Here is a 15,143-nt window from a genome sequence, read left to right as displayed (position 1 = left end):
TTATACTTAGGCGTTAATAAAGTCGCGGATAGCGCTCATAAACACTGCTGGAGCTTGCAGTTGAGGAACGTGTGCCAAGCCGGGCAAGATGTTCAAAGTGGCATTTGGCAAGCCAGCATGAAGCTCTACAGACATTGCTGAAGGAGTTGCTTCATCAAGCTCTCCAACCATTACTAATACTGGCTGGGTGACTTTGGATAGTTGATCACGAATATCCAAGCTAGCCAAAGCAGCGCAGGCACCATGGAAAGTTTCAGTATCAAGACCCAAGAAGCGTTTCTTTCTTTCGGCAACGAGAGTTGGGTTCTGCTCTTGAAACTCTGGAGCAAACAAGCGGCGCATCGCAACATCAGCAATGGCTTCCAGCCCTTTTTCTTTAGCAGCGCCTGACATTCCACGGAAAGCCGCACGGCCTAGCTCGGAGAACATCGCACCACAATCAGCTAGCACTAAGCGTGAGGCCAGTTGTGGGTGGCGAATGCTCGTAATTAAGGCGATAAAGCCGCCATAACCATTACCTAAGAAGATGGGCTTTTCAGAGAGATGTAGAGATTCGATGCCTTTAGCAATATGGTCAGCGATTCCATTCAGATCCCCGCCCACAAAGTCAGACCCTTCAAACCCAGGAAGATTGAGTGAGATTACTTCATGGGTTTTAACCAGGTCGGCGGCCAGGGGTGCAAATGAACTGCTGTCAGCCAATAGAGAGTGAAACAACACAATCGGTTTTCCAGAGCCTGAAATATCTAAACTCAATTTTTTGTTGTCGATAGTTAAAGTTTTATTTGCCATGTGAATATATTTCCTTGCTCTCTAATGGAAGACAGTTGATTAGTTAAGACGTGGTTGGCTGGCGGTATCTTTGTACCAGTCAAAGGGCGCATCATCCAAACGAATCATGACGCTCTTAGTCTCAAAGTGTTGATCAAAAGATTCAGTGCCACACTCACGACCAATACCGGAGTCCTTAATGCCACCCCATGGTGACGCTGGATCTAAGCGGTGGTGATCATTTACCCAAACAATGCCGCATTTGAGTTTGGCAGCAACGCGGTGTGCTCTAGTAACGTCATTTGTACGAATGGCGCCCGCAAGTCCAAATGGAGAGTCGTTAGCCAACTCCAGACCTTCTTCTTCGGTAGTGAATTTAGTCACAGATACGAATGGTCCAAATACCTCTTCTTGGAAGATGCGCATGTTTCTAGTAACGTCAGCAAAAACAGTTGGCTCTACAAAGAAGCCATCTTTCATGGATGCATCAGTTGGAACCTTGCCACCAGCTACGAGGCGTGCCTTATCTTCATTGAGGCCAATGTCAATATATTTGAGAACGCGTTGTTGCTGGCGCGCAGAAACGACAGGCCCCAGTTGCACTGTTGGATCAATCGGGTTACCAATGCGGATGGACTTCGCTTTTGCTGCAAGCTTTTCAACAAACTCATCATAGATTTTTGCCTGAACAATTTGACGGCTTCCACAAATACAGGTTTGTCCTGCTCCTATAAAGGCGCCAAAAGCGGCATAGTTCACCGCTTGATCTACGTTGAAGTCATCAAATACGAGAACTGGTGTTTTGCCACCGAGCTCTAAGGTCTGATGCGCAAAGTTGCTACCAGCCAATGCGCCAGTAATGCGACCAGCTTCTGTGCCACCAGTCAGAACCCACTTGGCTAAACCAGGATGCTCGGCTAGCGCTTTACCAGTTGATGGTCCAAGCCCAGTAATTACGTTAAATACTCCTGGTGGTAAACCAGCCTCTACAAACAGCTCAGCAAGACGTAATGTAGTTAATGGAGTGTATTCAGAGGGCTTTACTACTGTCGTGCAACCAGATGCAAGAGTAGGAGCTAAGCTCTTTACCATGATCATCAATGGGTGATTGAATGGTGTGGAGTTACCTACAACGCCAATCGGAGTACGCAAGGTGTAGTTGAGATAGTTGCCATCCACTGGAATGACAGAATCACGACGTGCAATAGCAAGGCCTGCGTTGTAACGGAAGAAGTCTGGCAAGCGAGAAACTTGCGCACGAGTCTCATTTAAGGAGCGTCCGTTATTAGCTGTTTCTAATGTGTAGATTTCTTCTAGGTTGGCTTCAAAAACATCAGCTAGTTTATTGATGAGCTTAGCTCTTGTGCGATTGGACATAGCGCTCCACTCGGAGCTAGAAAAGGCTTTGGCAGAGCTTTTTACTGCTTTATCAACGTCCGCGTCTGTCGCATGTGAGATTTGTGCAAGCATTTCACCAGTTGCTGGATTTAATACATCCAGTAACTTAGGTTGGGATGCAGGCACTTCTTTACCATCAATAAATAATCCACGAATAGGTACTTGCTTGTTAGAGTTTGACATGGTGGTCCTTTTAAAAATAAATTGAATTAGTTAACAATCATTCCGCGTGAAACTGCATTACTGACGCGCTTGCCAGCAGCAAGCACATGCTGCTCAGCCAAACGCTGGGCAGCCTTAATAGATCTGGCTTGGACGATATCGATGATCTCGCGATGTTCCTCTACAAGAGCCTCTGGCTTGCCGTGGTTCATATTGCTCACGCTAATCTGTACGGCTCTCTCCATTAAATCGATGAGGTCAATCAGCTGATCGCGCATGCGCGGATTGCCGCCGAGTTCAGCCATCTTGCGATGGAATGATTTGTTGTATCCAACAAATCCATCTTTCCATTGATTTTCATCAAAGCGTTTGTATTGATCTAGGACCTGTAACTGTTCATCACTCGCATGTCGAATTACGCGTTCGATGTTAGCTCGCTCAAGTGCTGCACGCAAATGAAACATATCCAACATATCTGAAATCGAAACAGGGGCCACTCGATAACCTTGGCGTGGAATAGTAATTACTAAACCTTCGCGCTCAAGGCTAATGAGGGCATCACGTACCGGGGATTTGCTGACCTCAAACCGCGCTGCTAATTCGGCTTCTCGTATTTCAGCGCCAGGCATTAATTGGCACGACAAAATATCGTGACGAAGCTCTTCGTACACTCTCTCGCGGAGCAGTCGACCGTCTGTTTCTATGGGTTCTGTAATGGTGGCTGTCATGGTTTCAGAGATATCAGGCTCTATATAAATGTTGTTCGTAATATATCACAAGGGTTTTATAGGAAGCCAGGTAATTTTATAAATATATGATTTATATAGATAAATAATATTTACAGAAAAATATTGCTTAAATTTAAATTTATTGTAGTATATCAATTAAGACGTTAAAACTACAATTACAGAGTACAAAACACCGCGAGGAGACAGTTATGTTGAATAAGATCCACCTAAAAGCCGTAGCGCTTGCAGTAACGGGGGCGCTGTTAAGCCCTGCAGCCTTTGCGGCTGACAGTACACCGATTCGGGTTGGTTTCTTAACCATCAAATCAGGTGCTTTGGCTGCGGGCGGCAAACAGATGGAGGAGGCAATCAATCTGTTTATGAAGGAACGTAACAATACGATCGCCGGTAGAAAGGTAGAGCTATTTGTTGCTGATACTTCTGGTCAACCAGCTGTTACTAAAACTAAAACACAAGAGCTGGTAGAGAAAGATAAAGTTCAAGTCATCATTGGACCTTTAGCCGCATTTGAAGCAATTGCAGTAGACGACTACATTAAAAAAGTAGGTGTACCTGTGATCTCCCCATCTGCTGGTGCTGAAGATTTGACGCAACGCAAACCAAATCCATGGTTTGTTCGTGGCGTTGGTAGCTCAGCTCAACCAAGCCATGCGCTTGGTGAGTACGCTGCTAAAGACTTGAAGTACAAACGTATTGCCATTATTGCCGATGACTTTGCTTTTGGTCATGAGATTGCAGCTGGTTTCCAAAGAACATTTGAAGAGAACGGCGGCAAGGTTGTGCAAAAGCTCTGGACCCCTTTGAACGTAGCAGACTACGGTACTTATATCGGTCAGATTAAGCCAAACGTTGATGCTGTATTTGCGGCCTTTGCTGGCGGTAATGGCGTGAAGTTTGTGAAGCAATATAGCGAGTACGGATTAAAAGGAAAGATTCCTTTGCTTGGTGCAATGACTACAGTCGATGAAGGTATTTTGCCTTTCATGGGCGATGACGCGCTCGGTATAATTTCTACTGGTTGGTATTCAGCAAACCTCAATAACGCTGCTAATGCGAAGTTTGTAAAAGATTTCAACGCGATGTACAAAAAGGATCCTGGCTACTATTCCATGGGTGCCTATGGTGCTGCGTTAATGCTTGAGCAAGCATTAAAAGACGTTAAAGGCAATATAGAAGATAAGAATGCCTTCATGGCTGCATTGCGTGCAGTGCAATTACCAAATGATCCAAGGGGTAAAGTGACATTAGACGCATTGGGTAACCCAATCATGGATATTTATATCCGTAAGGTTGAGAAAAGAGATGGCAAGCTTACTAACGTTGTGATCAAAACTTATCCAGCGGTAAGTCAGTTCTGGACATATAAAGCTAAGGACTTCCTAGCTAACCCTGTTTACTCCAGAGATTACCCGCCTGCGAATAACTTAGAAAACTGATTCGCTGCACATGTCCTTTTGGTTAATTCAGAGTCTTAATAGCCTTGCCCTGGGGGGAGTTCTTTTCACCCTCGCGGCAGGCTTTTCATTAATCTTCGGATTGATGCGTATTGCTAATCTTTCTCATGGTGCCTACTTTATGTTGGGTGCTTATGTTGGCTTAAGTGTGATTGAGGCAGGGCACTCTTTCTTCTTGGCAATACTTGCTGCTGCAATTGCCATTGGTTTATTGGGCATCGCAGTAGAAAGAGTCATCCTACGACGTTTAGCAGGTAATAGCTTGTCTCAGGTATTGGCAACTTTGGGTGTGGCATTTGTCATTGCAGATTGCAGTCTTTGGTTTTGGGGTGGCGATCCTCGTCCGGTTGCGGCTCCAAGCTTTCTTGCTGGCGGTATTCAGATTCTTGGTCAAACCTTTCCCCTCTATCGAATCGCTTTAGTCATCTTTAGTATTTTTGTGGCGCTCGGCTTATGGCTCTTGCTCGACAAAACAAAGCTAGGCGTCATGATTCGCGCCAGTGTTGATGATCGCCAAATGGCTCAGGGCATTGGCGTGCCTGCAACCAAGCTGTTCTCCATTGTTTTTTGCTTAGGCGCTGCATTGGCAGGAGTTGGCGGTATTGCTGCTGCACCAATTTTGTCAGTTTATCCAGGCCTAGATGCAGATATGCTGCCAATTGCATTGGTTGTCGTGATTCTGGGCGGCCTCGGTAGTTTGTTAGGCGCATTTATCGGCAGCTTTTTAATTGGCTTTATCTATAGCTTTGGCCAGGCTCTGTTTCCCGATTTGGCTTACATCATTTTGTTTTTACCAATGCTCATTATTTTGGCTGTCCGCCCACGTGGCCTGTTTGGAAAGATTAGCGCTTGAACCGTATTTTTTATATTGCCATTCTTGCTGCATTACTTGTCCTCCCGATCATTCTTGGAGGTACGTATTACACCAACTTAGCGAGTCAAATTCTGATTGCCGGCATCTTTGCGATGAGCCTCAACTTACTTGTAGGTTATGCCGGCCTCACTTCATTGGGTCATGCAGGCTACTTGGGCTTGGCGGCGTATATCAGTAGTTGGCTAACAGTAAAGCTAGGCTGGGGTCATGCAAGTACAGCAGCTATTGCGATTGTAGGCACTACTGCCGTTGCCGGTATATTCGGTTTGATTGCTTTGCGAGCGACAGGTATCAGCTTCTTGATGATTACCCTGGCATTTGGACAAATTCTATGGGGCTTAGCTTATCGCTGGGCTAGTGTTACTGGTGGTGATAACGGGATCTCTGGGATTACCAGACCACATATTTTTGGATTTGATTTAGGTGAGGCGAATTATTTTTACTACTTCACTCTTTTTATCTTTTTATTGGTTTGGATTGCGATTGCGATCTTGGTTCGCTCTCCATTTGGTGCCACCATTAGAGGAACTAAAGATCAGCCTCGTCGGATGAGTGCGCTCGGCTTTAATGTCTGGCTCATTCGCTGGGTCACCTTTACTGCTTGCGGCTTCTTTGGTTCAATCGGTGGAATTATGTATGTCTACTATCACCAATTTATTAGTCCACACAGTCTTTCATTAGCAAACTCTGCTGAGATGCTCTTGATGGTGATTGCTGGAGGTGCTGGTACTTTGATGGGCCCAGTGATTGGCGCTGCTTTAGTGATGTTGCTCAAGAATGTAGCAAGCCAATACATAGATCACTGGGTTACTTTATTAGGTTTGGTATTTATTTTCATTGTGATGTTCATTCCAGGCGGCATTGTTGCAGGATTTGATCGTATTAAAAATGCACTCAATTCCAACAAGTAAAAGATGAGTCCCATTCTTCAAGTTTCCGATTTAAGCAAATCCTTTGGTGGCCTTAAGGTGACCAAAGGGGTCAATTTAACTGTTAATGTTGGAGAGAGGCACCTATTGATCGGGCCAAATGGTGCTGGCAAGACAACATTGTTTAATCTCATCTCCGGTGACCTCGCATCAGACTCAGGAACCATCACCTTTGCTGGTAAAAATGTGACTAAGTTGCCAACTGCTAGGCGTGCACAACTCGATTTAGCAAGAACCTATCAAATTCTCACGCTGTTTGGTAAAGATAATTTGATTTCTAACGTGAAGTTGGCGCTGCTAGGAAAAATGCCATTGCGTTGGAAATGCTGGGGATCTTTTTTATCTGAGTCTGCTTTAGATCGGAGGGCATTAGTCGTCCTGGAAAAGGTGGGGTTGGGCGCTAAGGCCTATCTACCTTTAGAGCAGACTTCCTACGGCGAGAAACGTCGCTTAGAGATTGCGATGGCGCTAGCTCAAAACCCCCAAATCTTATTACTCGATGAGCCTTTGGCTGGCTTATCTACTGAAGAGCGTGAAACCATTACTGAATTACTCCAGCAAATCGATCGCAATATTACTATCTTGATGATTGAGCATGATATGGCTGTAGCCTTAGCATTTGCTGACCGCGTAACCCTCTTGCATTACGGTGAGGTGATTACGAGTGGTACACGCCAAGAGGTCGTGAATGATCCGCGTACCAAGGAGATTTATCTTGGCCACTAATTCCATATTAAAGATTCAAGACTTAAACGCTTTTTATGGTGATAGCCATATTCTGTATGACCTTTCCTTTGAGTTAAAGAAAGATACCGTTCTCGCTTTATTGGGCAGAAACGGCGCAGGTAAGACTACTTGCATCAGTTCCATCATTGGCTTTCTGTCTGGCAGAAGTGGTTTGATTGAGTTAGATGGCGTGCCACTGCAGAATTTATCTCCCGAGAAAATCTGCCAAGCAGGCATTGGTATTGTTCCGCAAGGGCGCCGTATTTTCCCAAGTCTGACCGTAAAAGAAAATTTAGATGTCGCGTATCAAGCCCCTCGTACGGGAAGCTCTCGCCAATGGTCGCTTGAAGACGTGTTTCAGTTTTTCCCGCGTTTAAATGAGCGTAAGAATCAGATAGCAGGTAGCTTATCCGGCGGCGAACAGCAGATGCTAGCAATTGGTAGAGCTTTAATGACCAATCCTAAGGTGTTGCTATTGGATGAGCCTTCAGAAGGTTTGGCCCCACAAATTGTCAAAGAAGTGGGCAATATTATTGCCACCCTCAAGCCGTTTATTTCTATTGTTTTAGTTGAGCAAAATCTCAATCTTGCTTTAAGTGTTGCAGATGATGTAGTACTTCTGAATGGTGGCAAGATTGTCTTTAGTGGCAGCAAAGCGCTATTTACTGAAAAGCAGCAAGAGCTGCAAGCCCATCTGAGCGTGGAGTAATGCATATGCAAGATTTATTAATGACAGCCAAGATTGGCAAGTACGATATTCAATATATAGATGTTGGCAAAGGCGTTCCAGTGGTTTTAATCCACGGCCTTGCAGGCGACTATAGTGCCTGGACAGCACAGATACAGCTTTTAAAAGATCACTACAGGGTGATTGCATTTGATAACCGAGGGGCGGGCAAGAGTACCCAAGTAGATGAGCCTATTAGCACCCAAGATCTTGCGAAAGATACCTTGGGCTTGATGGATTTTCTGAACATTCCATCCGCGCATGTGGTTGGTAGATCAATGGGTGGGGCGATTGCTCAGCACATGGCTTTAATGTCACCGGAGCGAGTGAAGTCCTTAGTGTTGTGTGCATCGTTTGCAGTACTTGACCCACTTGGCCGTAGAGTGTTGTTAAACATGCGGGAAGCACTTGAATGGCGTATGAGCTGGGCTGACCATGCAAGGCATTCTGTACAAAACTTTGTCTCAGCGGAGTTTTTTAATACTAAGCAAGAGCAAGTTAAAAAGATTGAAGCACTCATTGGCGGGGAAACCCGATTGCCTGCGTGCTATAGCCGTCAGAATGAGGCCTGCCAAAACCATGACACTGTAGATCAGCTGGATTTAATTAAGCAGCCAACACTCATCATGGCCGGAAAGAATGATCCGATCTGCTCTCTGACTGCTACAGAGATTATGAGTCAAGGTATTGCTGGCTCAGAAACGATTTTGTTTGATAACGCGAGCCATTTTTTCTTAATGGAGCAGCCTGAGAAGTTTAATCAGAGTCTTAAGCACTGGCTAAATATTACTATTTACAATTCAATTGAGCTGCAAGGTCCATAAGATCTTTGGCGTGGTAAGTGGTAAATTCTTCACGATGCAAATCTTGCCTTGAGAAGTTAGGGCCAAACTCTAGTGGTCTTTCAATGAAAGCTGTTTGAAGTCCACAGGCATTTGCTGACAGAAGATCATCTTTGTGAGCCGCCACAAGCATCACCTGTTCGGGTAGGACATTGAAAATCTCCGCGACACCTAAATAAGTTTCTGGATCAGGCTTGTAGTGACGAAATACTTCAGCTGAAAGAATTAAGTCCCAAGGAAGTCCTGCATTCTTGGCCATATCTGCAAGCAGGCCAAGATTTCCATTAGATAAGGTAACGATAGTAAATTTACTTTTTAATTTTGTCAGTCCTTCGACTGTATCTAGCCAGGGATTGAGGCGATGCCAAACTAGATTTAATTCATGTATTTGTGATTCGGACAACGAGGTAATGTTGAATGTCTTCAATATGTCGTCAAGAATCATACGATGTAAATCATCAATCTTTGTCCATGGCAGAGTTCCAGAGCGAACCTTAGCCATTGCTGGTTTATAACCATTACGCCATGCTGCAGCGAATTCATTGGGATCAACTGGCAGGCTGAGTCTTTTGGCTTCAGCCGCGATTGATCCATGCCAGTCAACTACTGTTCCAAAGACATCAAAGGCTAGTATTTTTGGGTCCATACTCATTTTTAAAGTTCTTTTTGGGTTGATATTTAGCGGAAAGGAACGCCTGTTATTGGATATTAGCGGAACTCCAAAGAAAAAGTCCCCGAACCTTCATTTGGAGCTTGATATTACTGGTGGGTCAGGCGATATTTGAACTTGCGACCAACGGATTGCCAAGGCACTTTTACCTTTATCTATGGCTGTTTTAAAGGGTGATCTGTAAATAAATAATCTTTTATAGCGAAAGTAGAGTAAAATACACTTAGCGACTTTCAAGCTAATAGTGTTGTTGTACTATTAATTAATACCGCAGTTCTGCGATAGTTCTTCTTAGCATCTCCCCCGCCATTCTTGACTTTCGCCTCATTTGGGGCATAGCCCCTTTTATATTTTTTTAAGGAATAGTCAGATATGGCAAACGGAATTGTGAAATGGTTTAACGACGCTAAAGGCTTCGGCTTTATTACCCCTGAACTCGGTGGCGAAGATTTATTTGCCCATTTTTCAGCAATTAATAGCAGCGGATTTAAGTCTTTAGCTGAAGGTCAAAAAGTGACTTTTGATATTACTACTGGCCCTAAAGGCAAGTTAGCATCCAATATTCAACCTGTTTAAATCAGAAGCAAATGCCAGGCGGAAATTATTTGCCTGGCCTAAAGCCCAGCATGACTGGGCTTTTTATTTTTATAAAGGATGTTAAATGGCAAAAGAAGAGTTGCTTGAAATGGAAGGCCTGGTTGATGAAATTCTGCCAGATTCTCGTTATCGGATTACTTTAGATAATGGCCATAAGCTTATTGCCTATACAGCGGGGAAAATGAAAAAAAATCACATCCGTATATTGGCAGGAGATAAGGTTTCTTTGGAGATCTCCGCTTATGACTTGAGCAAAGGCCGTATTACATTTAGACATCTTGAGAAGAAGCAATCTTTTGCTGGTGCGCCTAAGAGACGATATTGATAGCTTTGAGGTTTAAAACTGCAAGTTAAATTAATATTTGTCAAGAATCGCAGGCCCTGTTTGATGTGGCCCCAGGCAAGCAAGAGATACTAAAACTACCTTCGGGTGGTTTTTTATTTGGTCGTTTGCCATCCTAGGCAACAACGGTCCAACGGATCGCTTATTGCCACCACAAATTACCGACACATTCCAAGCAATCAACAGAAGAGGGGCCACATTTCTGTAATCCCTTTTTATAACTAGTAGGTCGGGCGAGATTAGAACTCGCGACTAATCAATCACTGACGACTAATCAGCTGGTTTCATAGTGAACTCGCCGTTATCGCTGCTGTTAGCGGTTTTATTGAGCTCGTAGTATGTAGGTTCAGCTATGAATCCTACGGGGCCGCTAGGATCTTCTAAAAGCATTTCAGATCTATTTGGCGAAATAACAAATCGATAGGTTTTACCGCTGTCAAATTGATAGGTTTGAGAAAATACGCCGAAAGAGCCGGACATTGTGCCGTCTACCTTAAGAATATGTTTTCCTGAAGGTATGTTTACGGTGCAATTACCTGCATTGGGGATGACACAGACTTTAAGGCCATCCACATAAACTTGGGCACTTTTCACAAGTCCAAAAAAAACCGTACTTGTGCGATTAAAGGTAAGGGTGACATCTCCGTCGGGATTCACGGGGGCGGCGCCTTCCTGATACCCCATGCTCTGACATCCTGCCAAGAGGGCGAACAAAGTAATGCTCAGTAATTTTTTGAATGGCACTATTGCATCTCCAAATTAAGCAATATTAGGCATACATTACCCCAAATTAACTTCCGTAATCCAAGCTTCTAGATTCCAAAGAAAAAGCTACCCGAAGGTGGCTTTTGCATAGCTGGTGGGTCGGGCGAGATTCGAACTCGCGACCAACGGTACTTAGATGCTAGGCTGGCGCTTTTTAATGAGCTCAGAAGCTGGGATCCGAACTATTTTTCCATCAACCATGGTTACGATTGCGGTGTTCGTTTGAATGGCTAAGTCAATTGCTGCTTGCCCAGCACGTCGCATGGCGTAGTAGGAGCCCGCAATGTCGGGGTCTGGAGAGTTACGAATATCTTTAACAATGGACTTCATCTTTCCTCCTGTTTATCTGATTATTTTACGTAACTGAAAGCCTCTGTTTTGCTTAAAACTTGATGGTATGAAGGGTTTTTTGCCAATCTTGCCCTTCTATAGCCTCCTATATATACTTGAACAATGCAAAGCATTAAGTCAAAGCCCTCCATTCCTATGCGTGTTTTAGCTCGTAAGGCTGATGCCGAGAAGTATGAAAAGCTCAGTAGGTTGCATCAACACGTCTTGGTTTTGCTCCGCTCCGATCGCCGGAATGATGTATTACATCAAGCTGAAGGCCGTATTCAAAAGTGGGAAGAGCGGGATTTATGTAGTCGCTTCTATATAGACTCTTGGAGAAGACTGATAAATTCAGACCCCTCCGAAATGGAACGAGAGGTTTGTGGAGATGCTCCGCAAGCACATGCACTAGCCCAAAATTCACCATTTAGTTTTCTGATGAAAGAAGTTCAGTGAATCTGAGCCATATTCATCACGTACTCACCGAAGCCAAAAAGATCACCAACCATACTGACTACGTCATTATTGGTAGTTTGACTGCGCTTGGGCTGAAAGCGGATCCCCCGGATGAAATGGTTCGCTCCATCGATGTGGACATGTACCCAAAGGATGATCCAGGTCGCGCTGGCGAAATAGCTGCGCTAATTGGCCAGGGCAGTCCGTTTGAAGATGAGTATGGATACTATGTAGATGCTGCTAGTCCCGACTTGCCAACATTGCCAGATGGTTGGGAAGACCGTTTTGTGATTCATGACTTTGGCGATGTAAGGGCATTATTTTTAGAGTTAAATGATGCCGCGATATCCAAATACGCCCGCGGTGAAATTCGGGACCGCGTTTGGATTCAAGAGGGACTTAAGGCGAAATTACTATCAATGCCTACGATTGATTATCGCCTGCGAGAGACTGCATTCTTAGATGAGATGGAAGAAAAATCTGTCAAGCAAAGAATTTTTGAAGATAAAAAATTGCTAAATTTAGATCAAGAAACTTAAAGTTCTTTTTTATAACGAGTCTTAGCCATTTTTATCAATTCATCAATATTTCGATGGCCTTGAATGTAGTCTAAAAGACTCTTAACAAATTCTGTTGAAGGCGTAAATCCCTCAATACGCGCAGATGCTAAAGCGTTATTGACAATAAATTGGCGCCTTAAAGGCTCGCTAGAGTATTTTTTTGACATTAAAGAATTTTATATAGAGTTATGGTTTTCTTTATATCTAAAGAAAAAGCCCCTAGATTTCTCTAGAGGCTTTTGTATAACTGGTGGGTCGGGCGAGATTCGAACTCGCGACCAAGGGCACTTAGACGCTAGGCTGGCGCTTTTTAATGAGCTCAGAAGCTGGGATCCGAACGATCTTCCCATCAACCATGGTTACGATTGCGGTGTTCGTTTAATGGCTAGGTCAATCGCCGCTTGACCGGCACGCTGCATGGCGTAATAAGATCCAACAATATCGGGATCAGGCGAATTGAGGATCTGCTCAACAGTGGTGTAACCAACGCTTTTGTGTGGCGGTTTATTTTTTGCCATAAGCAGCATCATGATCTGGTTCAATTAATAAAACCCTTAGGAAATGATCTTCTCTGAAGCCAATGCCCCGGATTGATTTGCTAACTCGAAATGAGTAGAGTGCATCAATATCTTTTGGTACAGGAATGCTATGAATCTTTTCCCACTTCAATCCCTTGTCGCGGTAAACCTGGTTCCAGGTCAATTGCGTGATTTTCTCAAAAGTGGCAAAGGCTTTCTCTTGCTCGGTTGGCTCCAGACTCTCCCAGGTAGATTGGAAGATGGGGCTATTCAGATCAAGCTCAACTAAGGGCTCAGGCTTTGCGTTTCTCGCCATGAGCTTTAGCCGTTTTTAGTTTAGAAAGGTCAGTTGCTTTGGCCGGCGTTTTTTGTGCCCAGGCCAAGGCTGCTGATAAATCCTTTTTAATGGCTGGCGTATGTACCCAACGCTCATTGTCGGGAATAACTGTGGCGGTGCGAATCACCCAAACGCCAGGTTCAGGCGTTTCCACTAATACCTGACGTCCCGCATGCTCTTTGCCAAGCGAGATCTGCCCGCTGGATCCAATGGATTTAATAACTTGATGATCTATCACTGCGCCCATGGCATTCTCCTATATTCATGCAGCATGAATGCATTATAGCATGATATTAAAACAAGATGCTAGTTAAGGCTTCAATAGAGAAGGGACAATGCTAATTAAGCTGATTGGTAAAAGAAAAAGCCCCTAGACTTCTCTAGAGGCTTTTGTATTACTGGTGGGTCGGGCGAGATTCGAACTCGCGACCAACGGATTAAAAGGGTCCGCCTGACACATCGCAACTTTTGATAAAGTAAATCTAACACAGAAATGCACAAATAAACATACTCCTGATTTAAGCTAAATTTTTACTAAAGTTTGGAGCGGGGATGAAGGAAAAATATTCTAGACAGGAAATCTTAGATTTAATTTGGTCGCTGCCTATTTCAAAAGTTTCAAACCAACTTAGGGTGTCAGCTAGCTGCTTATCAAAATGGTGTGATATTGCCGAGGTTCCCAAGCCCCCGATGGGCCATTTGAATCGCTACCAATATCCTAGACACTTCCCAACCTCGCTTGGTACTGCTCTTCAAATCTTACCGGAGAAAGTCCATTGTTGTAACTATGGCGTCTAACCGGGTTGTAAAACATTTCGATGTAATCAAAAATATCTTCTCTTGCTTTTGCTCTGCTGGCATAGGTTTTACGTTTAATCCGCTCCCGCTTGAGTAGTTGGAAAAAGCTCTCCACTACGGCATTGTCATGGCAGTTTCCGCGCCGACTCATGCTTTGTTTGAGGTTATGTTCTTTTAAGAACGCTTGCCACTCGTAACTAGAAAATTGACTGCCTTGATCCGAGTGGATCATCACTGTCTGCTTGGGTTTTCGTTTCCATAAAGCCATCAGCAAGGCGCTGACCACCAACTCCTTATCCATTTGACCTTGCATCGACCAGCCTACAATCTGGCGGGAGAATAAATCCAAGACCACCGCCAAGTACAGCCAACCCTCATGCGTGCGGATATAAGTAATGTCCGTTACCCAGGTCTCATTAGGTTCTAAAACATCAAACTGCTGACCCAAGTGATTGGGGGCTGCCACATGAGGCTTACCAGTATGGTGCCGTGGTTTACGCTTGTAGCCTGTTTGGGAACGCAGGCCCTGTGCCTTCATCAATCGATACACCCGTTGCTCTCCACAAGCAATCCCCAGATCTTGCAGGTCATCATGGATCTTGCGATAACCATAGATGGTGCCGCTTGCCAGCCACGCTTGCTTAATTTGACCTACGATCATCTGGTTCTCATACGCTCGAGACGAGAGCGGCTCTTTAAGCCAAGCGTAATAGCCACTGTGGTGGACTCGCAAAACCTTGCACATCGTGCGGATGGCATGCTCATGCTGGTGCTTTTTGATGAAGGCGTACTTTAACCGGACTCCTTGGCAAAGTACGCGGCGGCCTTTTTTAGGATGTCGCGCTCTTCGGTAACCCGCCGCAGCTCCGCCTCCAGTCTTTTAAGCTTAGCTAATTGATCATCTTGAACTAAGCGCTGCTCGGCTGGAATACCATATTTATTAATCCAGGCATACAGACTATGGGGTGAGGTGCCCAGCCTAGCAGCCACATCTCGAACCCCAAATCCTCGCTCAACGACTTGCTTGACTGCCTCTAACTTGAACTCTTCAGTAAACCGTCTTCTTGTACTCATTACACACCTCCTAATAGACTAAATATTAGGCTAGAAAGTGTCTATAGAAGTGGTAGCGATTCA

The 15,143-nt window shown here is 44.5% G+C and carries 21 protein-coding genes; 10 read left to right on the top strand and 11 right to left on the bottom strand.

The annotated features are described in order from the left end of the window. Window positions 1-6 precede the first annotated feature (6 nt). Genes ICN34_RS10725 through ICN34_RS10715 form a run of 3 tightly spaced genes read right to left on the bottom strand, consistent with a single transcriptional unit; the run spans window position 7 to window position 3,059 of the window. Window positions 7-792, bottom strand: coding sequence for an alpha/beta fold hydrolase (locus ICN34_RS10725; protein ID WP_216122623.1), 786 nt, complete (start codon window positions 790-792; stop codon window positions 7-9). 39 nt (window positions 793-831) lie between these two features. After that, window positions 832-2,352: an aldehyde dehydrogenase gene (locus tag ICN34_RS10720; protein ID WP_216122622.1), complete on the bottom strand. Its 1,521-nt coding sequence runs from the start codon at window positions 2,350-2,352 to the stop codon at window positions 832-834. 26 nt (window positions 2,353-2,378) lie between these two features. Next, a complete protein-coding gene (locus ICN34_RS10715) occupies window positions 2,379-3,059 on the bottom strand; it encodes a GntR family transcriptional regulator (protein ID WP_216122620.1) in 681 nt (226 codons plus the stop codon). Window positions 3,060-3,268: 209 nt separating this feature from the next. On the opposite strand from ICN34_RS10715, the gene ICN34_RS10710 reads away from it, so the two are divergent. Genes ICN34_RS10710 through ICN34_RS10685 form a run of 6 tightly spaced genes read left to right on the top strand, consistent with a single transcriptional unit; the run spans window position 3,269 to window position 8,614 of the window. After that, entirely contained in the window at window positions 3,269-4,516 is a 1,248-nt protein-coding gene (locus ICN34_RS10710; RefSeq protein WP_216122618.1) for an ABC transporter substrate-binding protein, read from the top strand. A 10-nt stretch (window positions 4,517-4,526) separates the two neighbouring features. Continuing rightward, on the top strand, window positions 4,527-5,387 hold the full coding sequence (locus tag ICN34_RS10705) for a branched-chain amino acid ABC transporter permease (protein ID WP_216122616.1): 861 nt from the start codon (window positions 4,527-4,529) through the stop codon (window positions 5,385-5,387). Beyond that, the gene (locus ICN34_RS10700; RefSeq protein ID WP_255538659.1) at window positions 5,384-6,319 is read left to right on the top strand and encodes a branched-chain amino acid ABC transporter permease; all 936 of its coding nucleotides are present in this window, start codon (window positions 5,384-5,386) and stop codon (window positions 6,317-6,319) included. Before ICN34_RS10705 ends, ICN34_RS10700 begins: the two co-directional genes overlap by 4 nt. A 3-nt stretch (window positions 6,320-6,322) precedes the next feature. Further along, entirely contained in the window at window positions 6,323-7,063 is a 741-nt protein-coding gene (locus ICN34_RS10695; RefSeq protein WP_216122614.1) for an ABC transporter ATP-binding protein, read from the top strand. After that, the gene (locus tag ICN34_RS10690; protein WP_255538658.1) at window positions 7,053-7,772 is read left to right on the top strand and encodes an ABC transporter ATP-binding protein; all 720 of its coding nucleotides are present in this window, start codon (window positions 7,053-7,055) and stop codon (window positions 7,770-7,772) included. The genes ICN34_RS10695 and ICN34_RS10690 overlap by 11 nt, the downstream gene beginning before the upstream one ends. Window positions 7,773-7,777: 5 nt before the next feature. Further along, window positions 7,778-8,614, top strand: coding sequence for an alpha/beta fold hydrolase (locus ICN34_RS10685; protein ID WP_216122612.1), 837 nt, complete (start codon window positions 7,778-7,780; stop codon window positions 8,612-8,614). On the opposite strand, the gene ICN34_RS10680 is transcribed toward ICN34_RS10685, so the two are convergent. Beyond that, window positions 8,580-9,284, bottom strand: a complete 705-nt coding sequence (locus ICN34_RS10680; protein ID WP_370624019.1) for a haloacid dehalogenase type II — start codon at window positions 9,282-9,284, stop codon at window positions 8,580-8,582. The two genes, ICN34_RS10685 and ICN34_RS10680, sit on opposite strands and share 35 nt — an antisense overlap. A gap of 390 nt (window positions 9,285-9,674) precedes the next feature. On the opposite strand from ICN34_RS10680, the gene ICN34_RS10675 reads away from it, so the two are divergent. Next, a complete protein-coding gene (locus ICN34_RS10675) occupies window positions 9,675-9,878 on the top strand; it encodes a cold-shock protein (RefSeq protein ID WP_072583619.1) in 204 nt (67 codons plus the stop codon). An 85-nt stretch (window positions 9,879-9,963) separates the two neighbouring features. Then, window positions 9,964-10,224: a translation initiation factor IF-1 gene (gene infA / locus ICN34_RS10670; RefSeq protein WP_072583618.1), complete on the top strand. Its 261-nt coding sequence runs from the start codon at window positions 9,964-9,966 to the stop codon at window positions 10,222-10,224. Window positions 10,225-10,512: 288 nt separating this feature from the next. On the opposite strand, the gene ICN34_RS10665 is transcribed toward infA, so the two are convergent. After that, on the bottom strand, window positions 10,513-10,986 hold the full coding sequence (locus ICN34_RS10665; RefSeq protein ID WP_216122610.1) for a hypothetical protein: 474 nt from the start codon (window positions 10,984-10,986) through the stop codon (window positions 10,513-10,515). A 153-nt stretch (window positions 10,987-11,139) separates the two neighbouring features. Beyond that, window positions 11,140-11,337: a hypothetical protein gene (locus tag ICN34_RS10660; RefSeq protein ID WP_216122608.1), complete on the bottom strand. Its 198-nt coding sequence runs from the start codon at window positions 11,335-11,337 to the stop codon at window positions 11,140-11,142. A 123-nt stretch (window positions 11,338-11,460) separates the two neighbouring features. Between ICN34_RS10660 and ICN34_RS10655 the strand changes: the two genes are divergently transcribed. Together ICN34_RS10655 and ICN34_RS10650 are read left to right on the top strand one after the other, a co-directional pair. Further along, window positions 11,461-11,793 carry a hypothetical protein gene (locus ICN34_RS10655; RefSeq protein WP_072583615.1) on the top strand — a complete coding sequence of 111 codons (333 nt, stop codon included), beginning with the start codon at window positions 11,461-11,463 and terminating at the stop codon, window positions 11,791-11,793. Next, on the top strand, window positions 11,790-12,332 hold the full coding sequence (locus ICN34_RS10650; protein ID WP_216122606.1) for a DUF6036 family nucleotidyltransferase: 543 nt from the start codon (window positions 11,790-11,792) through the stop codon (window positions 12,330-12,332). Before ICN34_RS10655 ends, ICN34_RS10650 begins: the two co-directional genes overlap by 4 nt. Here ICN34_RS10650 and ICN34_RS10645 read toward each other — a convergent pair. The 5 genes from ICN34_RS10645 to ICN34_RS10625 form a co-directional block, all read right to left on the bottom strand. Beyond that, a complete protein-coding gene (locus ICN34_RS10645) occupies window positions 12,329-12,520 on the bottom strand; it encodes an antitoxin VbhA family protein (RefSeq protein ID WP_072583613.1) in 192 nt (63 codons plus the stop codon). The two genes, ICN34_RS10650 and ICN34_RS10645, sit on opposite strands and share 4 nt — an antisense overlap. Window positions 12,521-12,712: 192 nt before the next feature. Beyond that, a complete protein-coding gene (locus ICN34_RS10640; RefSeq protein WP_255538657.1) occupies window positions 12,713-12,871 on the bottom strand; it encodes a hypothetical protein in 159 nt (52 codons plus the stop codon). Next, on the bottom strand, window positions 12,858-13,187 hold the full coding sequence (locus tag ICN34_RS10635; RefSeq protein WP_072583612.1) for a hypothetical protein: 330 nt from the start codon (window positions 13,185-13,187) through the stop codon (window positions 12,858-12,860). The genes ICN34_RS10640 and ICN34_RS10635 overlap by 14 nt, the downstream gene beginning before the upstream one ends. Continuing rightward, window positions 13,165-13,455 carry a hypothetical protein gene (locus ICN34_RS10630; protein WP_072583611.1) on the bottom strand — a complete coding sequence of 97 codons (291 nt, stop codon included), beginning with the start codon at window positions 13,453-13,455 and terminating at the stop codon, window positions 13,165-13,167. The genes ICN34_RS10635 and ICN34_RS10630 overlap by 23 nt, the downstream gene beginning before the upstream one ends. 471 nt (window positions 13,456-13,926) lie before the next feature. After that, window positions 13,927-15,080 (bottom strand): IS3 family transposase gene (locus ICN34_RS10625; RefSeq protein ID WP_143742197.1). Its coding sequence is split into 2 segments (ribosomal slippage): window positions 13,927-14,840 and window positions 14,840-15,080, totalling 1,155 coding nucleotides; the frame shifts between segments, so codons are not numbered across the junction. Between the last annotated feature and the right edge of the window lie 63 nt (window positions 15,081-15,143).

This window comes from Polynucleobacter sp. Tro8-14-1 (assembly GCF_018881655.1).
Lineage (GTDB): Bacteria > Pseudomonadota > Gammaproteobacteria > Burkholderiales > Burkholderiaceae > Polynucleobacter.
The sequence above is the reverse complement of the archived record's forward strand: the minus strand, read 5'-3'. Positions and strand labels throughout refer to the sequence as shown.